The 19208-nt window shown below is 71.0% G+C and carries 15 protein-coding genes; 3 read left to right on the top strand and 12 right to left on the bottom strand.

Annotation, left to right across the window (positions count from 1 at the left end; translation table 11 throughout):
• The first annotated feature begins 26 nt into the window (after nt 1-26).
• Nucleotides 27-1136, top strand: coding sequence for a nucleotide disphospho-sugar-binding domain-containing protein (locus AB5J62_RS12985; RefSeq protein ID WP_370948465.1), 1110 nt, complete (start codon nt 27-29; stop codon nt 1134-1136).
• Here the strand turns inward: AB5J62_RS12985 and AB5J62_RS12980 are convergent.
• Genes AB5J62_RS12980 through AB5J62_RS12960 form a run of 5 tightly spaced genes read right to left on the bottom strand, consistent with a single transcriptional unit; the run spans nt 1123 to nt 6988 of the window.
• Nucleotides 1123-2379 carry an FAD-dependent oxidoreductase gene (locus AB5J62_RS12980; RefSeq protein ID WP_370948464.1) on the bottom strand — a complete coding sequence of 419 codons (1257 nt, stop codon included), beginning with the start codon at nt 2377-2379 and terminating at the stop codon, nt 1123-1125. The genes AB5J62_RS12985 and AB5J62_RS12980 overlap by 14 nt on opposite strands.
• On the bottom strand, nt 2376-4049 hold the full coding sequence (locus AB5J62_RS12975) for a prenyltransferase/squalene oxidase repeat-containing protein (protein WP_370948463.1): 1674 nt from the start codon (nt 4047-4049) through the stop codon (nt 2376-2378). Before AB5J62_RS12975 ends, AB5J62_RS12980 begins: the two co-directional genes overlap by 4 nt.
• Nucleotides 4046-4999, bottom strand: coding sequence for a UbiA family prenyltransferase (locus tag AB5J62_RS12970; RefSeq protein WP_370948462.1), 954 nt, complete (start codon nt 4997-4999; stop codon nt 4046-4048). The genes AB5J62_RS12975 and AB5J62_RS12970 overlap by 4 nt, the downstream gene beginning before the upstream one ends.
• Nucleotides 4992-5981, bottom strand: a complete 990-nt coding sequence (locus AB5J62_RS12965) for a polyprenyl synthetase family protein (RefSeq protein ID WP_370948461.1) — start codon at nt 5979-5981, stop codon at nt 4992-4994. Before AB5J62_RS12965 ends, AB5J62_RS12970 begins: the two co-directional genes overlap by 8 nt.
• Nucleotides 5978-6988, bottom strand: a complete 1011-nt coding sequence (locus AB5J62_RS12960) for an aminotransferase class I/II-fold pyridoxal phosphate-dependent enzyme (protein WP_370948460.1) — start codon at nt 6986-6988, stop codon at nt 5978-5980. Before AB5J62_RS12960 ends, AB5J62_RS12965 begins: the two co-directional genes overlap by 4 nt.
• Before the next feature lie 164 nt (nt 6989-7152).
• On the opposite strand from AB5J62_RS12960, the gene AB5J62_RS12955 reads away from it, so the two are divergent.
• Nucleotides 7153-8796: a PucR family transcriptional regulator gene (locus AB5J62_RS12955; RefSeq protein WP_370948459.1), complete on the top strand. Its 1644-nt coding sequence runs from the start codon at nt 7153-7155 to the stop codon at nt 8794-8796.
• 113 nt (nt 8797-8909) lie between these two features.
• On the opposite strand, the gene AB5J62_RS12950 is transcribed toward AB5J62_RS12955, so the two are convergent.
• A complete protein-coding gene (locus tag AB5J62_RS12950; RefSeq protein WP_370948458.1) occupies nt 8910-10667 on the bottom strand; it encodes a BTAD domain-containing putative transcriptional regulator in 1758 nt (585 codons plus the stop codon).
• A gap of 328 nt (nt 10668-10995) precedes the next feature.
• Here AB5J62_RS12950 and AB5J62_RS12945 point away from each other — a divergent pair, with 328 nt between their 5' ends.
• Nucleotides 10996-12000, top strand: coding sequence for an aminotransferase class I/II-fold pyridoxal phosphate-dependent enzyme (locus tag AB5J62_RS12945; RefSeq protein ID WP_370948457.1), 1005 nt, complete (start codon nt 10996-10998; stop codon nt 11998-12000).
• Between the two features lie 66 nt (nt 12001-12066).
• Here the strand turns inward: AB5J62_RS12945 and AB5J62_RS12940 are convergent, their stop codons facing one another.
• The 6 genes from AB5J62_RS12940 to AB5J62_RS12915 form a co-directional block, all read right to left on the bottom strand.
• A complete protein-coding gene (locus tag AB5J62_RS12940) occupies nt 12067-13458 on the bottom strand; it encodes an amino acid permease (protein WP_370948456.1) in 1392 nt (463 codons plus the stop codon).
• A gap of 133 nt (nt 13459-13591) precedes the next feature.
• Nucleotides 13592-14581 (bottom strand): response regulator transcription factor, encoded by a 990-nt coding sequence (locus AB5J62_RS12935; RefSeq protein ID WP_370948455.1) that lies wholly within the window; start codon nt 14579-14581, stop codon nt 13592-13594.
• Nucleotides 14578-15408 (bottom strand): thiopeptide-type bacteriocin biosynthesis protein, encoded by an 831-nt coding sequence (locus tag AB5J62_RS12930; RefSeq protein ID WP_370948454.1) that lies wholly within the window; start codon nt 15406-15408, stop codon nt 14578-14580. The genes AB5J62_RS12935 and AB5J62_RS12930 overlap by 4 nt, the downstream gene beginning before the upstream one ends.
• Nucleotides 15405-17816, bottom strand: a complete 2412-nt coding sequence (locus AB5J62_RS12925; RefSeq protein WP_370948453.1) for a hypothetical protein — start codon at nt 17814-17816, stop codon at nt 15405-15407. Before AB5J62_RS12925 ends, AB5J62_RS12930 begins: the two co-directional genes overlap by 4 nt.
• The gene (locus AB5J62_RS12920) at nt 17813-18619 is read right to left on the bottom strand and encodes a hypothetical protein (protein WP_370948452.1); all 807 of its coding nucleotides are present in this window, start codon (nt 18617-18619) and stop codon (nt 17813-17815) included. The genes AB5J62_RS12925 and AB5J62_RS12920 overlap by 4 nt, the downstream gene beginning before the upstream one ends.
• Nucleotides 18616-19206 (bottom strand): TOMM precursor leader peptide-binding protein, encoded by a 591-nt coding sequence (locus AB5J62_RS12915; protein ID WP_370948451.1) that lies wholly within the window; start codon nt 19204-19206, stop codon nt 18616-18618. The genes AB5J62_RS12920 and AB5J62_RS12915 overlap by 4 nt, the downstream gene beginning before the upstream one ends.
• Nucleotides 19207-19208 lie beyond the last annotated feature (2 nt).

Below are 19208 nucleotides of genomic sequence, written 5' to 3'. Positions count from 1 at the left end.
ACATGCTCTCAATGGTGCGCGTATTGATGACCACCTGGGGATGGCGTTCCCACTACTATCCGCTCGTCCCGTTCGCCTGGGCGCTCATGGCCGCCGGGCACGAGGTCAGGGTGGCGACGCAGCCGTCGCTCGTGCCCGCCGTCACCTCGTCGGGGGTGCCCGCCGTCGCGGTCGGTCCCGATCTCGACTTCACCGAGGTGTTCCGGGGACTGGCGAACGCCGACTCGGACGGCGACGCGAGCATCACCGCGGACGGCGGCACGGTGCGGTACGCGGCCGCGATGGTCGACGACCTGGTCGGGTTCGGCCGGTTCTGGCAACCGGATCTGGTGGTGCACGAGCCGTTCAACCTCGCGGGCGCGATCGCGGCGCAGGTGCTGGGCGTGCCGGTCGTCAAGCATCTCTGGGGCGCGGACTTCACCGAACTGGTTCCCGTCGACGAATCGGTCGCCACCGGTGACCTGGTGACCCGGTTCGGTCTCGCCAGGCTGCGCGAGGAGTCGGATCTCGTGCTCGACCCGTGTCCCGCCGCCATCCAGGTGCCGCCGGGGCGTTCGACGCGCCTGCCGATGCGCTTCGTCCCCTACAACGGCAAAGCCGAGCACCCGGCCTGGCTCAGCGAGCCTGCCGAGCATCCCCGCGTTTGTGTGACTTGGGGAACGCTCATGTCCGAATTGGACAGTAGTGAACTCTTCCTGGCGCCGAAGGTCGTCGACGCGCTCAGCGGGCTCGACTTGGACATCGTCATCGCGACGACCCCTGACAAGCGGCCAGATTTCGGGCCGCTGCCGAAGAACGTCCGGTTCGCGGACGCGCCGTTGGCACTCCACTTGGTGCTGCCGTCGTGTGCCGCCGTGATCCATCAAGGCGGCGCCGGGACCACCATGACGGCGATGGCGGCCGGGACACCGCAGCTCATCCTTCCCCGGATCGCCGATCAGCTGTTCAACGCCGAACGATTGGCGGGCACCGGCGCGGGGATGGTCGGTGAGCTTGACACGCTGGCCGCTCAAGTGGGTGACCTGACGGCCGCGAACCGCTGGAGCGAAGCCGCCCGGCTTCTCGCCGCGGGCAACGCTTCGCGGCCGTCTCCCGCGCAGGTGGTCGCCGAACTGCCCGAGCTCATCGGGCGATGACCTGCGCGTTGGCGTCGCGCAACAGGCCCAGCTGATAGAACCGGTCCGTCAGCCGCAACGGACGCACGTCGACACCGGCCATGTTGTGGCAGGTCGCGGCGAGCAGCCGGGGATTGCGCGCGGTGTTGCGCATCAGGGTGCGGCCGAGCAGCCTGCCGAGCGGTGAGACGTCGGTGATCATGCGCGCGGCGTTGTGGCTGACCGTGGCGATGTGTTCGAGCATCGGCATGCGCTCACGCTGGTACGACCGCAATGCCTCGTCGACGTCCGCAGCGGCGAAGCCACCCACGGCGCGAAGTCTGTCCGCGAGCGCCGCGGCGTCGGTGATCGCGGTGTTCATGCCCTGCGCCGCCATCGGGTGCACGGCGTGCGCCGATTCGCCGACCAGCGCGAGACCCGGCTTGGCCAATGACGGTGCGAGGAACCGGGGCACCGGCAGCAGCTGGCGTCCGGCGAGCGCGGCCACCAGGCCGTCGCGCATCGGGTCGAGCGCGGGAACGCCGTCGACCATCCGGTGTGTCCAGCCGACGAGTCCCACGTGCCCGATGCCACGGAGTTCGTCCGGCCCGACCTGCGTGTAGACCCGGGTCGTGCCGCCGGGAAGCGGGTAGACGAGCCGCAGACCACGTTCGGTCACGTAGGCGGACAGCTCGCCGGCGTACTCGCCAGCCACCTCGAAAGACAGCAGCCGGTGCGCGTATTCGGCCCGCTTCCCGCCCATCTCCGCTTCCGCGCGCAGCTTGGATCCGATTCCGTCGGCCGCGACGACCAAGCGGGCGCGTACCGCGGTTTCGCCGCCCGGTTGCTGAATGTGGGCACCGGCGACCCGGCCGGCGCTGTCGCGGATCAACCGGTCGACCCGTACTCCGCGTCGGATGGTGACGTTGCCGGGCAGTGTCGCCTCGAGCGCGTCGAGAATGGTCTGATGGTCAGCCGCGAGCAGCCGCTCCTTGGGCCCGAGGACCGCCGCGTAGTCGAGAGCGAGCAGGGATTCGCCGTCCGGCGCGCGGATCGACAAGCGGTCCAGCGCGCAGGCTCCTTGGCGCAGCAGTATTTCTTCCGCGCCCCACTCGCGCAGCGAGCTCAGCGCGCCCGGCTGCAGCAGCTCGCCTTTCGCGATCGGCGGTCGGCGGGTCAGCTTGTCCACCAGCAGCACGGTCGCCCCGAGCGCGCCGATCGCGGCCGCCGTGGCCAATCCGCCGACACCCGCGCCGCATACGAGGACGTCGACTTCCTCGCTCATGACGCCACCGCCGTACTGGCACGGTTATACGCAGCGAGCGCGCGGAGCGCGAGGCCCATCGTGATCGCCCCGTTCGGGTAGTGCACGCAGTGCCGCACGTAGGCACTGACCGGCGCTTCAGGCCAATCCCCCGCCGGATCCTGCGCGGCCAGCAACCAGCCCACAGCGGATTGGACGGCAGGCTCGTTCGGCGAGACTCCGGCGTCGAGCAGCGCCCGTAACGCCCAGGCGGTCTCTTCGACCGTGCCGTCGTCGCCGTGGCCGGTGCTCCACGCCCCGTCCGCCAGCTGGGTCCGCAGCAGCCAGTCCCTCGCGCGTGAAGCCACGGGGTGCTCCGCGCGTCCGGCCCTTGCGAAGGCACCCAACACGACCGAGGTGCCCGGGGTGTCGCCGCGATACCACAGCGCGTCGAAGCTGCCGTTCGGCCGCTGCTGGGTGGACAGCCAGCGCAAAGCCCGGTCTATCCGGGCTTCGGCGCCGGGCGCGCCGGTCTCGCGCAGCGCGTCGATCGCCTGTGCGGTGATGTAAGGGCAGGGTCCGTCGTTGGCCAGCTTCGTGTCCCTGACCCAGAGACTCCACGAACCACGAGTGTCCTGCCTCGCCGACAGCCAGGCGCTTCCGCCCGTGACATGCTCATCGCGGTCCGCGCCGGGCAGTGCGCCCAGCGCGGACAGGATCTCCGCCGATTCCAGCGTCACCGGCCAGCCGCGGGGTCCGGAGTAGCTCCAGCCACCAGCGGGGCAGGCGAAGGCGGTGAACGGCTCCGGCTGCCGTGCCCGGCGGAGCAACTCGGCGGTGGGCCCCACGCGCTCGTCCTCGGCGAAGCCCGCGTCGGTCAAGCCGGTCATCGCGAAGGCCGCGTAGGTGAGTCCGATGTGGACGGCGGGCCACGAGCCGTCGGGGTTCATGGTCGACCGGAGGTAGTCCGCGATGCCGCGACTCAGGTCCGGCGCCACCCGCGCCTGGGTCAGTCCGATGCAGAGCAGGCCCGCCGCCCACGGGTCCGCGGCGAACTCGCCGGTTCCCCCTTCGTGACGATGGATGTCGCGCAGCAGGCCGATCGCGACCGGAGTGGAGATCGCGGTCACCAGCCGTCGCAGCGGACCGCCGCGGTCTCGGTGGGCTTGTGCCAGCGCCAAGCCGATGAACGGCGCCGTTCTGAACGAAATCCGCTTACGGCGCAAGGAAGGCAGCAGGACTATCCACAAGGGAAGCCGCACCGCCGAGTCAGCGGGCACCCAACCGGCCATCACGTGGAAGCGGCGGCACAACGCGCCGACGGCCGGGTCGGCGATCGACTCCAGGCCACCGCGTTCGAACAGCGCGAGCCGCCCGCGCGCGATGGCGGGCTCCTCGCGCTTCCCGCCGAGCAAGGACAGTGCGGCGGCCGCGATCGCGGTCGGCACCGCCTCGGTGGGCTGGCCGGGCACCGCGCCCCAGCCGCCGTCCGGATTCTGGGTACGGAGCAACCATTTCCGTGCCAGGTCGGTGTGTTCACGCGACGGCGTCGGGCTGTGCAAGTGCAGCGCGACCGCCGCCCCCGCGGTCGCGAGGGTCGCCGAATCCGACGACGTGAAGTGGACACCACCGTCCGGCCGCCGGCGCCGGAACAGCGACTCCGCGCCGGCGTTGAGTGCCGCCTCGGCCTCCGCACCATGAACCCGTGTCATGAGGATGTGGTCCTTCCCGTTCCGAATTCGTGCTGGTGCCGAAGAAGGTGCTGGCTCACCAGGGTGATCACCAGCGAAGGCACGGCCAGCGCGGCCACGACCGGCGGCTCCAGCGAGACGGTGCACACCGCGACCGCGAGCAGCACCCTTTCCACCACCAGCACCTCGTGTGCCAGCAAAGCCGTGCGGCGCACCGGGCCGCGAGCCAGCATCAGACAGCCGTACGCGCAGGCGCCGAGCAGCAACGCACCGCCCAACAGCACCGGATCGGGATGCCGGTCCCCGGTGGAACTCGCGATCGCGAGCACGGCCGCGAGCGCGTACAAGCCGCACGCGGCCAGCCGGGAAACCCGGACGCCGCGCAGAACGGGCATCGTGGCGTACCCGCCGGCCCGGTCGCCATCGACGTCTCGCAACGCGCCGACCAGGTTCGACGCGGCGTCCTGAGCGCAGAACACCAAGGCCCAGGGCAGGATCGCCGCGGGCGGCCAGTCCTGGACCGTCATGGCGCCGAAAACCAGCGCGATGGCCGTCAACACTCCCCGGTTCGCGTTGCCAGCGAAGCCGCGGGCTTTCAGGACCCGGCTGTAAGTCGCCACCCCGACGAGCCCGGCGGCCACCACCAGGATCGAACGCCAGTTGACGCACAGTCCGACGACACCGGCGGTGACGGCGCACCCCGACCCCGCGACGAGCGCGGCCCGCGCGGAGAGGCGGCCGGACGGCAGCGGACGGTGGGGCTTCGTGAGCGCGTCGAGTTCCCGGTCCGCGTGGTCGCCGAAGTACAGCGCGGCGATCCAGACCAGTGTCGGCACCAGCCAGGCCGCGATCAGGGTCGCGTGCGGGGTACCTGCCAGCGCGGCGCCCGCGGCGCCGACCAGTCCCGGGTACATGGCGGTGTACGGCCGCCATGTCTCCACATGCGCCATCCACAGTGGACGGTCAGCCACCCGTTCGTCCCGCCCCGCGCACGGTGAACTCGGCAAGCTCGTGCAGTGCCGAGGTCCGGCCACCGGACAGGCCGTCGAGCAGCGCCCGTGCGGCGTCGACCTCCGCCCGGATCCGCTCCTGCGCCTCGCCCAGCACGCCGAGGTCGTCCAGCACACCGGCGAGCCGCGCCCGTGCGACTTCGGGTGGCAGGCCGCCACTCAGCGACTCTTCGATCAGCGCGAGGCTCGCCCGGTCCGCGACCTCGACGGCGAGCAGCACGGGCAGCGTGGGGCGGCGGTTGAGTACATCGCTGCACGCGCTCTTGCCGCTCTGGTCCGGTGATTCGAGATAGGGCAGCAGGTCGTCGCGCATCTGGAAGGCCCGGCCGAGGTGATCGCCGTAGTCGCGCAACGCGGCCGCCTCCGCGACGTCGGCGCCGCCGAGCAGCGCGCCGACCTCGCAAGCGCACCTGAACAGCGCGCCGGTCTTGAGCGTCGCCACCTTGAGGTAGCGCTCCAGTCCACAATGGACGTTTTCGACGAGCGCCGCCTCCTCGACCTGGCCCTCGCAGAGTTCGAGGCCGGTACGGGCGAGCGTGCTCATCGCGCGAAGAACCGCGTCGGCCGGGCCTTGCCGGGAGAGCGCCTCGAACGCGGTGAACAGCAGCGCGTCGCCCGTGACGATGCCGTTCGCCAAGCCGTAGCGGGAATGCACCGCCTCCCGCCCCCGGCGCGTCAGGTCACCGTCGATGATGTCGTCGTGCACCAGCGTCGCGACGTGCAGGTACTCCACGGCCAGCGACACGTCCACCAGCTCCCGCGGGTCACCGCCGACCGCCGCGGCGGATTCGAGCAGGAGCAACGGCCGCAGCAGTTTTCCCGGCGGCAGCAGTGAATACCTGAGCATCTCGGCGAGCGCGAGCGAATCCGGCAGCCGCCGTCGCTCCAGCGCGTCGCCCAGCGCCGGGCCCAGTGTGTTCAACGGTCCGGCCAGGCTCGTCATGCCACACCGTTTTCGAGCAGGTAGTCGGCCGCGATCCCCGCGACGAGGTCTCCGGTTTCCCTGCCGGTCACCGTGATGCGAACGCCATCGCCGGGGTAAAGCCGCACGAGCACATCCCGCTCTCGGAAGAAAGCCGTCAGTTCCGCACTCCGCTCCCCCACAGGAAGCCAGACGAAATTGCCGTGGCCGTCGGGCAGTGACCAGCCCTGTGCCCGCAGCAGCGCGACGAGCCGGTCGCGCTCGGCCGCGACCGCGGCGCACCGCTTTTCGACCTCGCGGGCGAACTCGTCGTTCAGCGCCGCCAGCGCTGCGGCCTGCGCGTGGGAACCGACCGCGAACAGCGGCATCATCGGTTTCAGCCGGGCGACCAGCGCCGGGGAAGCAACGAGGTATCCGACGCGGAGCCCTGCCAGGCCATACGCCTTGGAGAACGTCCGCAGCACGCAGAGGCCGCGCGGTCCGCCGGCCAGCGCGTCCCGGAAGCCCGGCTCGGTGACGAATTCCCGGTACGCCTCGTCGACGATCACCAGCACGTCGTCAGGAACGGCGGCGACGAATTCGGCCAGTTCGGCGTCGCTGAAGACCGTTCCGGTCGGATTGTTGGGATTGCACAGCAGCACCGCTTTGGTGCGCTCGGTGACCGCGGCCGCCAGCTCCTTCAGGTCGATACCGTGCCCGCGCAACGGAACGGCGACCCTGGTGGCGCCCGCGTGCACGACCATCTCCGGGTAGCCCTCGAAGGACGGCCACGGGTAGACGACCTCGTCGCCGGGACCGGCGACGGTCATCACCAGCAACTGGCAGAGCGCCGCGGAGCCGGGGCCGACGAGCACCCGATCGGACGGCACGCCGAGCCTGGCCGCGAGCGTGCCGATGAGTTCGGTCGCCCGCATGTCCGGGTACTCGTGTGCCGACTCCGTCGCCGCGAGCATCGCCGCCAGCATGTCCGGCGAAGGTGGGTACTGGACGGTGTTCATCGTCAAGTCGAGCGATTTTCGGCCCACCACGCCACCACCTTTTCCGTGTCACCTTCAGCATCTCGGTCGCCCGAGTGCGTTTCCATGCCGCTGCAGGTAGTTGCGGCCCGGCGGCAGGAAGCTGTCGCCCGCGACGCCGGGTTCCTCGGCAGGATGGGACTGTTTTCGCCGAAGCGACACCGGGAGGTCCGACCTTGAGTTCCAGCCCACCGAGGGCACGCCTGGGTCGGATATTGGACGACCTGGGCAGCACGCTGGTCGAATTGGTCTGTGGCGACGCCGACGGCTCGCACCGCGACATCGGTGGCGTCGTGATCTACGACCCGCACGACGAACTGGAACTCCCGCAGCACGCGCTCGTGCTGGGGGTCGGGGTGCACGACCGGGCGCAGATCGCCGGTCTGCTGTCGCAGCTGGGTGAACACGGCGCCTCGGCGCTGCTGGTGCGGGCTCCGGTGCGGGCGGAACCCGTGATCAAGGAGGCGTCGAGACGGTCGGGTGTCGCGCTGCTCGGGGTCGCTCCTGGTGCGTCGTGGGATCAGCTCGCCGCGATGATCCGTTCGCTCATCAACGACGGCGACCGGGGCGCGGCCGGGAAGGAGACGCTCGGCGGGCTGCCGTCCGGTGACCTCTTCGCGCTCGCCAACGCGGTCTCGGCGCTGGTGGGCGCTCCGGTGACCATCGAGGACCGTGGCTGCCGGGTGCTCGCGTTCTCGGGTGGGCAGGAGGAGACCGATCCGCCGCGGATCGCGACCATTCTCGGCAGGCAGGTGCCCGCTCACCTGGCGAGGAACCTGGAAGAGAACGGAGTCTTCCAGGCGATCTACCGCAGCAGGCAGCCTGTCTACATCGACTCGCTGCCGGTCGACGAGTCCGAGCTTTCGCTGCCGCGTGCCGTGATGGTCGTCAGGGCGGGCGACGAGGTGCTCGGGTCGATCTGGGCCGCCGTGCAGTCGCCTCTTTCCGAGGAGCAGTGCGAGGCTTTGTGCGACGCGGCGAAGCTGGTGGCGTTGCACATGATGTGGCTGCGCACCGGAAGCGACGTCGAACGCCGCCTGCGTGCCGGGCTGGTCGGCACCGCGCTGGAGGGTGGTGCCGCGGCCGCCGAAGCGGCACGGCGGCTGGGACTGGCCGTGCGGCCCAGTGCCGTGCTCGCCTTCGCGCTCGCGGCCGTGCCCGCCGACGAAGCGCAGTACATCGCGGAACGGCAGCAGGTGCTCGACGCGCTCGCGTTGCATCTGGGCGCGGTGCACCCGTGCGCCGCGACTGCGTTGGTCGGCGATGTCGTCTACGCCGTGCTCCCGGTGCCCGGCGACGACGACGCGGCGGAGGATCGCGCGCTGCGGATCGCGGCCGATTTCTGCGGCAGGCTGGGTGAGCGGCTGCGCGTGCTGGCGGGCGTCGGCCCCATCGCGCTCGACGGCACGGCCCTGTTCCGCTCGCGCGCGGGCGCCGACCGCGCGCTGCGAGCGTTACGCGAAGGACGAAGCGGCCGCACGGTGGCCCGCACTTCCGACGTGCTCAGCGAGATATTGCTGCTGGAGATGGCCGCGCTGATCACCGAGCACGGGGACACCCCGGCCGGGCCGATCGCGCGGCTGCGCGCCTACGACGCCGAGCACAACACGTATCTGGTGACGACGCTCGATGCCTGGCTTGACGCCTTCGGTGACATCCCGGCGGCCGCGAGCGCGATTTTCGTGCACCCCAACACTTTCCGGTACCGGCTGCGCAGGCTCGCGGAGATCAGCGGCATGGACGTCGGCGACCCGGAGGCGCGGTTCGCCGCGATGCTCCAGCTTCGGCTGTGGCGACGGCTGCGGACCGCCCCGGCGTGATCGTCGGCTCGGCGTGGGGTCGTGAGCGGTTCAGGGGTCGTGAGTGTTTAGACCGGTTAGAACCGGCCGCACCACTCACGACCCCCACGCAGGTCGTCGAATACCGGTTCGCCCTAACCGGCGAAAACACTCACGACCTGCTCCGCGACGGCCAGCCGGACCAGCTCCCGCATCCGGTACGCCGTGCCGTCGCACTCGAGCAGCTGCGCGTCCACGAGCCGGTCCAGGCGGTCTTCCGCCTCCTCTTCCGACATCTCGCCGAGCACCGCCACCATCCACGGCAGATAGGACGGCGCGTCCGCGATCGCGAGCGCGCCGAGCACCCTGGCGTCGCGTTCGCCGAGCGCGCGGTACGCGGTCTCGGTGCCGGTCCGCACCCTCGGGTCGGCCGCCGACAGCTCGGTGAGGCGGGTGCCGGGGTCGCGCAGCCTGGTGACCAGGCGTGTGACCGTCCAATGTGGCCTGCTCGACAACCGCGCCGCGGCCGCGAGCACGGCGAGCGGGTGGTGGTCGCACAAGGCCGCCAGCTCTTCGAGCACACCCGGATCGGCGTCTTCCCGTGTGCCGATCAGGTTCTTCAGCAACGCCGACGCGTCTTCGGCACTCAATCGTCCTAAGTGGACCACCGGATCCGGCGAGCCTGGCAGGTGCGCGCAGGTGGTGACGACCACGGCGCAGCCGGGCGCGGCCGGGAGCAGCGCCCTGAGCTGGCTTTCGCAGGAAACGTTGTCCACCAGCACCAGCACCCGGCGGTCACGCAGGCATGATCGGTAGAGCGCGGCGGCTTCGTCGGCCGAGCGTGGCACCGGACCGGCGCCGAACGCGCGCAGCACCCGCATGATGGCCTCCTGCGGCGTCTCGGCGCGAAGGTCGATGTGGACCTGGCCGTCTGGGAACGTCTCCGCGACCCGGTGGCAGGCGTGCACGGCCAGCGCCGTCTTGCCTACGCCGCGTTGCCCGGAAAGCACCACGAGCGCGGGTCTCGCGCGGCCGGGACGTTCGACCGCGCCGACGACGCGCGCGAGTTCGACGGCACGGCCGGTGAAGTGCGGGACGTCCGGTGGCAGCTGGGCGGGCCGTGGCGGGAACGACGGCAGGCCCGGCCGCTCGGCGCGGCTCGGCGCGAGCAGGTCCTCGTCCGAGCGCAGTACCGCCTCGTGCAGGTCGCGCAGGCCGATCGCCGGTTCCAGGCCATGATGTTCGAGCAGCCGTCGCCGGTAGTGCTGGTAGACCTCCAGCGCCTCCGCCTGCCGTCCGAGCCGGTAGTGCGCGGTCATCAGCAGGCCGATGAACCGCTCCCGCAGCGGGTGTTCGGCCGTCAGCTTCGCCAACTCCCCCGCCACCGAAGACTCGGCGCCGGTCGCGAGTTCCGCTTCGTATCGTTCCGCCAGCACAGTCAGCCGCAATTCGTTGAGCCGCACCCGTTCCGGCTCGGCGAAGCCCGCGCAGGCGTTGTCGAGCGGCACGCCGCGCCAGAGGTCCAGCGCCTCCCGGAGCAGTCTCGCCCCGCGTTCGGCCCTGCCGTCGGCGATGGCGGTCCTGCCCAGTGCGATGAGCCGTTCGAACTCGGTCAGGTCGAGCCAGATCGACTCGGGATCGATGACATATCCCCGCGATCTCGTCCGGAGCACGTCCTTGTGCCCGTCACGTCCCAGCACTTTGCGCAGGGTGGCGACGTAGGAGTGGACCAGCGCGTGCGCCGTCGCCGGCGGCTCCTCCGGCCAGAGCGCGTCGATGATCCGCGACACCGAGAGCGGTTGCCCGCCCGCGAGGAGCAGCGCGGCCAGCAGCGTCCTCGGCTTCGCGCCGCCCAGCGGCAACGCCGAGTCGTCCTTCCAGGCCTCGATCGTACCCAGCAGGCGGAATTTCATACGTGCTCATCCCCGTCGTCACGCGTTGGTCTCGCTGCCTTCACATTCTTCGGGCCCGGCGACGGCACGGGCGTTGTGCCCGCACCCGAACCGGGCAGGTGAGTTTGGTGCCCGGGAACGAAGACACGCGAGACATTCCGGCCGGCGGCGCAACGCGGTTACCGGAATGTCTCGCGTGTCGTTTTCGCCGGAGCGCAGGGGTGGACACCCGGCGAACCCAGTCTCACCGACGCCGCTGGAAGAAAACTGCACCGGACCGTCTCCAGGATTTCTGCAGGCCGCCTGCCCAGAATCGGTCGGTCGGCTGTTCAGTGTGAAAGGTGGCGCCGTGCCCGGTTCGGTATCGCACGATCTGACGACCAACGCCATCCCGTACCCGCCATCGCCGGAGATGCTCGTGGCGATGGCGCAGGAGGTGGCGCACGCCAACGAATACCCGGACGCGCGGTCGGCCGAGCTCAGCGCCACGCTCGCGGCCAGGCTCGGCGTCCCTGCCGACCGGCTGCTGGTCGGCCCGGGATCAGCGGCGCTGTGCCAGCTGCTGCTGATGACCGTCGCCGGCCCCGGCGACCAGATCGTGTACCCGTGGCCGTCCTTCGAGGACTACCCGGCGATGATCGGGCACGCCGGCGCGATGGGCGTCGCCGTGCCCTTGCGTGAGCACGGTATCGACCTGGACGCGATGGCCGCCGCGATCACCACCCGCACCAGGGCGGTGCTGCTGTGCAACCCCAACAACCCGACCGGGACGGCACTCGACGGGCCACGGCTGGCCGCTTTCCTCGCCGCCGTCCCCGCGCACGTGCTGGTGGTGGTCGACGAGGCGTACCGCGACTTCGTCACCGATCCCGGTTTCCAGGACGCGTGGAGCCTGGCATCACCTGCGGGCGGCCTGTGCGTGCTGCGCACGTTTTCCAAGGCGTACGGCCTCGCGGGACTTCGGGTCGGCTACCTCGTCGGACCGCGGGCGCTCACCGCGAGGCTGCGGACGATGATGCCGTTGTTCTCCGTCGGCTCCCCCGGCCAGGCGGCCGCGCTGGCCGCGCTGACCGACGAGTTCACCCACGCGGTGGAGAAGCGCTGCGGCGAGATCGCGGCCGAGCGCGACCGGCTCGCCACGATGCTGCGCGCACAGGGCTGGCAGCTTCCGCGCAGCCAGGGGAACTTCGTCTGGCTGCCCGTGAGGAACCGCAGCGAGGAACTGGCCGCGTTCTTCCTGCGGCGGAACGTGCTCGTGCGGGTCTATCCGGGCGAAGGCGTCCGCATCACGGTGACCGACAGCCAGATCGTGAACCTGGTCGCGCGGATCGCCGCCGCCTACCTGCTCGCCTGAGCAAAAGGGGTCGTGAGTGTTTAGACCGGTTAGAACCGGCCATACCACTCACGACCCCTTGGTCGGCTACGAGATCGGGGTTCGCGTCCGGCGTCGGTTGACCAGGCGCCAGCCGACCACGAGCGCGACCACCACGACGGGCATCGAGTAGAAGGCGATCTTCTCGGCCCCGTCGGAGAAGCCCATCAAGACGACGATCAGGACCAGGAAGGCCAGTGTCGCCCAGCCGGTGTACGGCGCTCCCGGCATCCGGAAGGCCGGGCGCTCCAAGTCACCGCGCAGCGCGGCCTGACGCAGCCGCAGCTGGCAGAAGATGAGCGTCGCCCAGGTGGTCATCACCCCGAAGGACGCGATCGCGATGGCGATGTCGAACGCTTCGGTGGGCACCAGGTAGTTGAGCACCACGCCGAAAACGTAGGCCGAGCAGGTGAACAGGATGCCGCCGAAGGGCACGTGGTGCTTGTTCATCCGGCCGGTGAAGGCGGGCGCTTCACCCTTGTCCGCCAGTGCGCGCAGGATGCGGCCGGTGGAGTACAGCCCGGAGTTGCAGCTCGACAGCGCCGCGGTGAGCACGACCGCGTTCATCACGTCGCCGACACCGGGGATGCCGAGCCTGCTGAACACCGTGACGAACGGGCTCTCGCCCGAACCGTAGAACGGCCACGGCACGAGCATCGCCAGCAGCAGCACCGAGCCGACGTAGAACACGGCGATCCGCCACACGACGCTGTTGATCGCCTTGGGCACGACCTTGCGCGCGTCCTGGGTCTCCCCCGCCGTGATGCCGACGAGTTCGATGCCGGAATAGGCGAAGATGACCGCCTGCAACGTCATCAGGGTCAGCCCGAACCCGGTCGGGAAGAAGCCGCCGTGGTCGGTGAGGTTGTGCACGCCCGCCGTGGCGTCGCCGATGTGGGCGCCGGTGAACACCAGCCCGAGCCCGACGACCAGGAACACCACGATCGCCAGCACCTTCACCAACGAGAACCAGAATTCCAGCTCGCCGAACAGTTTCACCGAAAGCAGGTTCACCGCGAGCAGCACGCCGAGCGCCGCCAGCGCGGTGAACCACTGTGGCACGTCCGGCAACCACTTGTGCACGTAGATCGCGACCGCCGTGATCTCCGCGATCCCGGTCGTGGCCCAATAGAGCCAATACATCCAGCCTGAGACGAAGCCCGCCCACGGGCCGATGAACTTACGGGCGTAGGTGACGAAACTGCCCGAGCTGGGCTGGTGCAGCACGAGCTCGCCCAGCGCGCGCATCACGAAGTAGCCCGCGACACCGCAGATGGCGTACGAGAGCACGAGTGACGGGCCGACCTGATGCAGTTTCCCGCCCGCGCCAAGGAAAAGCCCGACCCCGATCGCGCCGCCGATGGCGATCATCTGCACTTGACGGCCGCTCAGTGCCTTGCTGTACCCGGGGGTATGGTCGGTGTCCAAAGGAGAACTCATGTGTGTCAGTCCTGGGGTTCGATGGCGCGGGAAGCTCCGGGATCCGGCTGGGACAGCACTTCCGCCGCGACGGTGGTCATACCGTGAGAAGTCATTGTGGTCACAGTGCCTGCAAAGAATCTGCAGGTTTCGGTCACCGGCCGTCGGTCTGCTCGGGGACCCTGGTGACCTGATCGTCCAGCCAGCCGTTCCGTTCGGCGAGCACGCCTGCCTCGAATCGGCTGCGCGCGCCGAGTGTCTTGAGGATGTCGGCGATGTGCTTGCGCGCGGTGCGGAGCCCGAGGCCGAGCTGGCGGGCCAGGTTCTCGTCCTTCTTGCCGATCGCGAGGAGTTTGACGATCGCGCGCTGGGTACCGGTCGGCGCCGGCCGATGCGGTTTCGCGAAGGACCACAACGAATCCAGCAGTGTGGTGACCAGCGCGTGCGCGGCCGGATGCTGATAGACGAGGAACCGCTGGGCCCGGCCCGCCGTGGTGGGCAGCGCCAGCGCGCCCGCGGACTGGCCGACGGCGACCGCCGTGAGCGGAACCTGCGCGCAATGCCGCACCCCGATGTCGCCGACCTCGGTGAACCACGAGTGCGCGGCGCCGCTGGGGAGCACCAGTTTCACCCTGCCGCCCGGCGTGAGCAGGTTCGGGGTGAGCAGCGCGCCGACGTCGGCGCCGGTGAACTGGGGTCCCGGCCCGCCCGAACAGGCGACGAGGTCTGGCGAGCCACCGCGCAGCCGGTCGGCCAGGAACGCCCGCGCCGCGTGTTCGTCGGCGACCGGCTCGAACAGCGTGGCCGGCGCGGTGTCGTGGTTCGCGTGCACCCGGTGCAGCATGGTGAAGTTCTGCCCGAGCATGGAGATCTGGAGCAGATGCTCGGCCAGTGCCTGTTGCGCGCGGCCGACGAGCGTGCCGACGGCGAGCGCGGGGTCGACCGCCTCCCAGCCCGCGCCGGGCGCCGGCCGGACGAGCCCGGCTTCGACGAGCTGGGCGATGGCCTTGTTCGGGTCGTCGCCGCGGGTGTACGCCGTGTCGGCGCCGAGTATGCCGGGATCGAGCACGATCCGGCGGTACAGCTCGGCGGCCTCGGCGCTGAGCCACGCGGGTGGTGCCGTGTGTCCGGTTTCGGTCGTCATCGTCGGCCTCCGCCGGTCACGGCCAGCCCGAGCATGGCCTCTTCGGCGGGCAGGTAGCCCAGCCGGTTCATCGTCATGTGCAAGTGGTGGAAGAACAGCTGCGAACGCCGTGGCGGTGGCGCCGAGTGGATCACCGATGCCAGCCGAGCGCTCCAGTCACGCAGCAGTTCGACCTCGGCCGTGTTCGGCGGATGCTCCGCGACGACCGCGGTGACGACGTCGAACCGAGCCCGCAAGTCCTGTTTGGACAGTCTGAGCTGACGAAGATGCTCGCCCCAGTAGCTGCGGTGGAACGGCCAGAACCTGGCTTGCTCGGCCTCGGTGAGCACGGCGGACGCGGCCTCGCGCATCAGCCCGGCGGCGAGTCCGGCGCGGGCGCCCGGCTGGGGCTTCGCCGTGGCGTCGAGGTCGAGCAGCAGTTCGCTGGAATCCCGGAACGCGACTTCGGCGCCGGCGAGATGATCACTGCCGTACTTGTCGACTTCCGGTTCGTAGCAGGCGAGCCGGACACCGGGCGGGCCCTTGATGTCCATGGCCCCCGCCTCGGGCAGTAGCCGCCGATTCTCGCCGTCGGTGCCCGCGGTGGCGACCAGCTCGTGCAGTGGCTCCAGCCGCCCGCCAAGCTCGTCCAGCACGTCCGGGTCCGCCTGGATGCGGAGTCTGATGTGGACACCACTCGTGTCGACATAGCGGATGAAGTACCAGTACCGCGCGCCGATCTCGGCCACGGTCGCCTTGGCCCACCGGCTCGCGCCCGCCGCCACGGTGTCCATCGCCGCGGGCGAGCCGGGGTACAGCCGCGCGAACCACCACTCCTGCCCGATCATGCCGCCTCCTCCGGCCGCGGCCAGCGCAGGCCCACGACGTACTCGCTGGCCAAGCTCTCGCCGGACGGCCCGCGCAGACCGTGCTGCCGGAAGCCCGGCAGCGCTTCGGTGACCCTGATGCGCCCCGCACCGCCCAGCTCCTGCCGCAGGACAGCGAGCGAGACCGCGCTGCGGAGGTCGACCCACAGCGGTTTCGCGGTGAACTCGTCGACCCGGCGGCAGAACACCTCGGCGGGGATGCCGTGCTCGCGACGCCACCGATGGGCGCGCAGCACCGACTCGCTTTCGTTCTCCCCCGCGACCGGCAACGGCAGCCGATCCGCTTCGCACACCCAATTGGCTCTTTCGACGACCACGCGGCCCACGGTTCTCCGTGGCCGCGCCACGATCTCGGCGCCGTCGGACGGCGCGGCGTTGAACTGCCGGTCGCCGAACTCCTGGGGCGCCACCCAGGGGTTGGCGAGCACGTTCAGCAGCCGGAGCGGCCCGCTGCTCAGGTGCGGCGGGATCAGCCCGAGGTAGGCCAGCCCGACCGGGCGGCCGTCGGGGCCGAGCAGTTCGAGCACGTTCCGGCCGGCGTCGTGCGCCAGCGTGGTGCGGCTCAGCGGCAGGTCACCGGCGACGGCAGGCATGCCCTCGCCGGGCACGGTGAGCGCGGGCAGCCGGCCCGCCGAGATGTACTGGGCCGTGGTGCACGCTCGGCTGTTGATCAGCTCGTACCGCGAGATTCCCGGCCACAGCGCGGAAAACCAGTCGTCCAGCGCACCGGTCAGGCGGTCGCCGAGCACACCGGTGAACCTGCTGACGATCCCGCCGACGCCGTCGCAGAGCTGGTTCACCACCAGCAGCCGGCCTTGCTCGGTCAGCGCTTCCTGGAAGAGCACGGCGGTCGACGGCGGGGCGCTGCTGCGGCCGACCGGCAGCGCGGCCCGCGCGGCCGTGCCCGCACCCGCGCGATCCCGCATGGCGGCTTGGGACATCGGCGCGGCGGCGCGGTCTTCGGCGGTGAGCGCGGCGAGGAAGCCGAGCACGTCCGTGCAGCGGCCACCGCGGCCGAACCGGGAAACGAACGCTTCGAGCAGGAAGTCGTAGAGGCGGCTGCGGAACAGGTGCGGCCGCAGTGCCGCCGCGTAGCCGCTGAGCTCCAGTCCCGTTTCGGCGTCGAGCGGGTCCGGCACGGCGAACCCGGCCGCGGCGTCTTCGTAGACCAGGTCGGGTGTCCACATCCGGACGCCGCTCGCGGCGCACCACCGCGTTTGCGCCTCCCGTGCGGCGGCGATCGTCGCCGTCCGTTCCGGGATCGGCGCGGACGTCAGCTCGCCGATCGACCGGCACAGCCCCTGGACCTCGACGGTCAGTGGATGGTCGGCCACCGCCGGCAGTGCGTCGGCGAGCCCGCGCAACGGGTCGCCGGTGCCCGGCCGGCAGGCGACCGGGTGCACCCAGCCGCTGTCGAGCACGCGCAGGTACCTCGCCCACGGGTCGCGGCCGCCCAGCAGCGCGAGCAACTCACCGAACTCGTAGTCCCGTTCGTTGACAGCGCCGAACAACCAGGCGGGCGCGGCCGTGTCGTGGCCGACCGAGTTCGCCATCCACGAGACGTGCGCCTGGCCGCTCGCCTCGTTGTGCAGCACGAAACCGCCGGGCGAGGCACTCGTGTGCGGAGCGACGCGAAAGCGCAGCAGCGGCGCGAGGTCGCGGTCGCGGGCCACCACACGCAACGCCAGGTGGGCCAAGGCCGCGCCGGGATAGCTGCGGGCCTCGTCGCTCACGATGCCGGGCAGCGCCACGGTCGTCAGGCGGGCGTACGGGCTGGTCTTCACGGCGGTGCGGGTGACGTAGGAGTAGACCGTGCGCAGGTTGCGGGCGTCGAGCTTGCCTTGTTTCGCCTTGCCCAAGCCGTATCGTGCCCATTCCGGCGCGGCGAGCGCGACTGAGCGGACGAACGCCTGGTCGTCCAGGCAGGCGACCATCGTCGCGCGTGCCTGATCGGTGTCCGCCGCGACCGACGAAGCCAGGTTCCCTTGCAGCTCAACGGTTTCGTCGCTCAGCCTGCGGTAGTCCGCGAGCAGGTCGCCTGACGGCAACCGCTCCGCGAGATCACCTGCACCGGCGGGCAACGGGGCACCCTGGTGCGCGGCCCGCTTCACCGCCAGCGTCTTGCGGCGGAGTGCGGCGTCGTCGTCGAGCGACGGCACGAGCGCGTAGCAGGCATCTGCCAGCGAAGAGCCGGTCACGACCAGCTCCTCGGCCAGTTTTTCCAAGCTCCGCAACAGTTCCTCGGTCCGAGCACCGACCAGGTCACACGTTCTCGCCGGGAGGCCACCGACCCGCGCGAGCGTCCACGGCGCGAACGCGGCGGACGTGGCGGGCGCCGCCGCGGCCGCGAAATCCTGATGCGTGGTCATGCGTACTCCTCCTGTCCGAGCACCGGGCAGTGCGGGCAGCCGGGGCGGCCTGCCGTGGCCACGAACCGGGTACGGCCGGATTCGAAGCCGACGAACTGGGTCCGCGACCGCGTGGCGTCGTCGCGATGGGTGGTGACCAGCACCGGGATCCGGGTGGCGACGAAGGCCACCGCGAGTTCGTGGTGGCGCTCGGGCAAGGGCGTGGCCTGGCCGTCGATGACACAGCCGGGGCACGGTGCCGCGCCGGGCGGGATGAGCGGCCCGATCGCGAGTTCGCCCTCGGCGGTCCACACCGGCAGCACCGTCGAACCGGCGCGCCGTCGCTCGGTCAGCGCGTCGGCCGAGGCGCCCACCACCAGCGTCCGGTCCGCTTTCCGGCCGGGTGTGCCCACCGCCGCACGCAGCTTCGCCGCGAACGCGTCGTCGCCCAGCACTTCGACGGTGGTGCCGTCGCAGGCCGCCAACAGCTCCTCGCCGCTGCGAAGGTCGGCCTGGTGCCCGGCCACCGCGGCGAAGAAGCCCGCCGCCGCGGAGCCCGGCTCGGCGGCGACCGAGGCGGATTCCACCGCGCCATGCCTGCCGAGCATCGAGAGCATCAGGTCGACGTGGAGCTCCGGGACGCCGACCGCCACCGCGAGTTCGCGGCGGTCGGCGTGGCCGTCGAGCACACCGAGCAGCGCGGGCAGGGCGGTGATCGCCGCCCTGCCGTACAGCCGGGCGGCGGGCACCGAGCCGCCCAGCACCAGTGCGTCGCCGGTGACCGCGTAGGAAAGGCCGCGGCGACGCCGGAGCAGCCCGGTCATCGCCGCACCCCCGCCCGGATGCCCAGACCGGCCGCCAGCCGCACCCACGACTGCTCGGCCGCCCCCCTCGGATCGCAGACAGGGCAACCGTGGACGGGGATCACCCGATGCTTCGCGAAGTCACCGCGCACCAGGTCGACCTCGTGGATCTCGTCCGCCGTCCCGTGATCGGTGAACGCCCGCACGACGGAACCGAGCACGGCGATCGCGAGTTCGCGGTGCTGCGGCAGGAACGCCGGTTCCGTGCCGTCCGCGACCAACCCGGCGAGACGTGCCTGCCGCGAATGCTGACGACGGCGTCTCCCCGTGCACTCCGGGCACGGCCCGGCGCCGGTGCCCGTCACCGGTCCGCAACGCAACATCGTCCCGTCGAGCTCGAGCGGCAGCCACGGCAGCTTGGCGATCTCCGCTCGCGACGCGACCGTCTCGGCGAAAGCCGGCCGCGCGCCCTGGGTCACGCACACCAGCAGCCGCGCCCTGCCGAGGACCGCGCCACCGAGCCCGTCGAGCACCAGCTCGCCGAAAGCACCGTCGCCGTAAACCCACAGCCCGGTGCCGCCGGGGGTGGTGTGGAAGACAGGGTTCATGG

Origin of the sequence: Amycolatopsis sp. cg5 (assembly GCF_041346955.1) — a bacterium.
In the GTDB taxonomy this organism is placed as follows: Bacteria; Actinomycetota; Actinomycetes; order Mycobacteriales; family Pseudonocardiaceae; genus Amycolatopsis.
The sequence above is the reverse complement of the archived record's forward strand: the minus strand, read 5'-3'. Positions and strand labels throughout refer to the sequence as shown.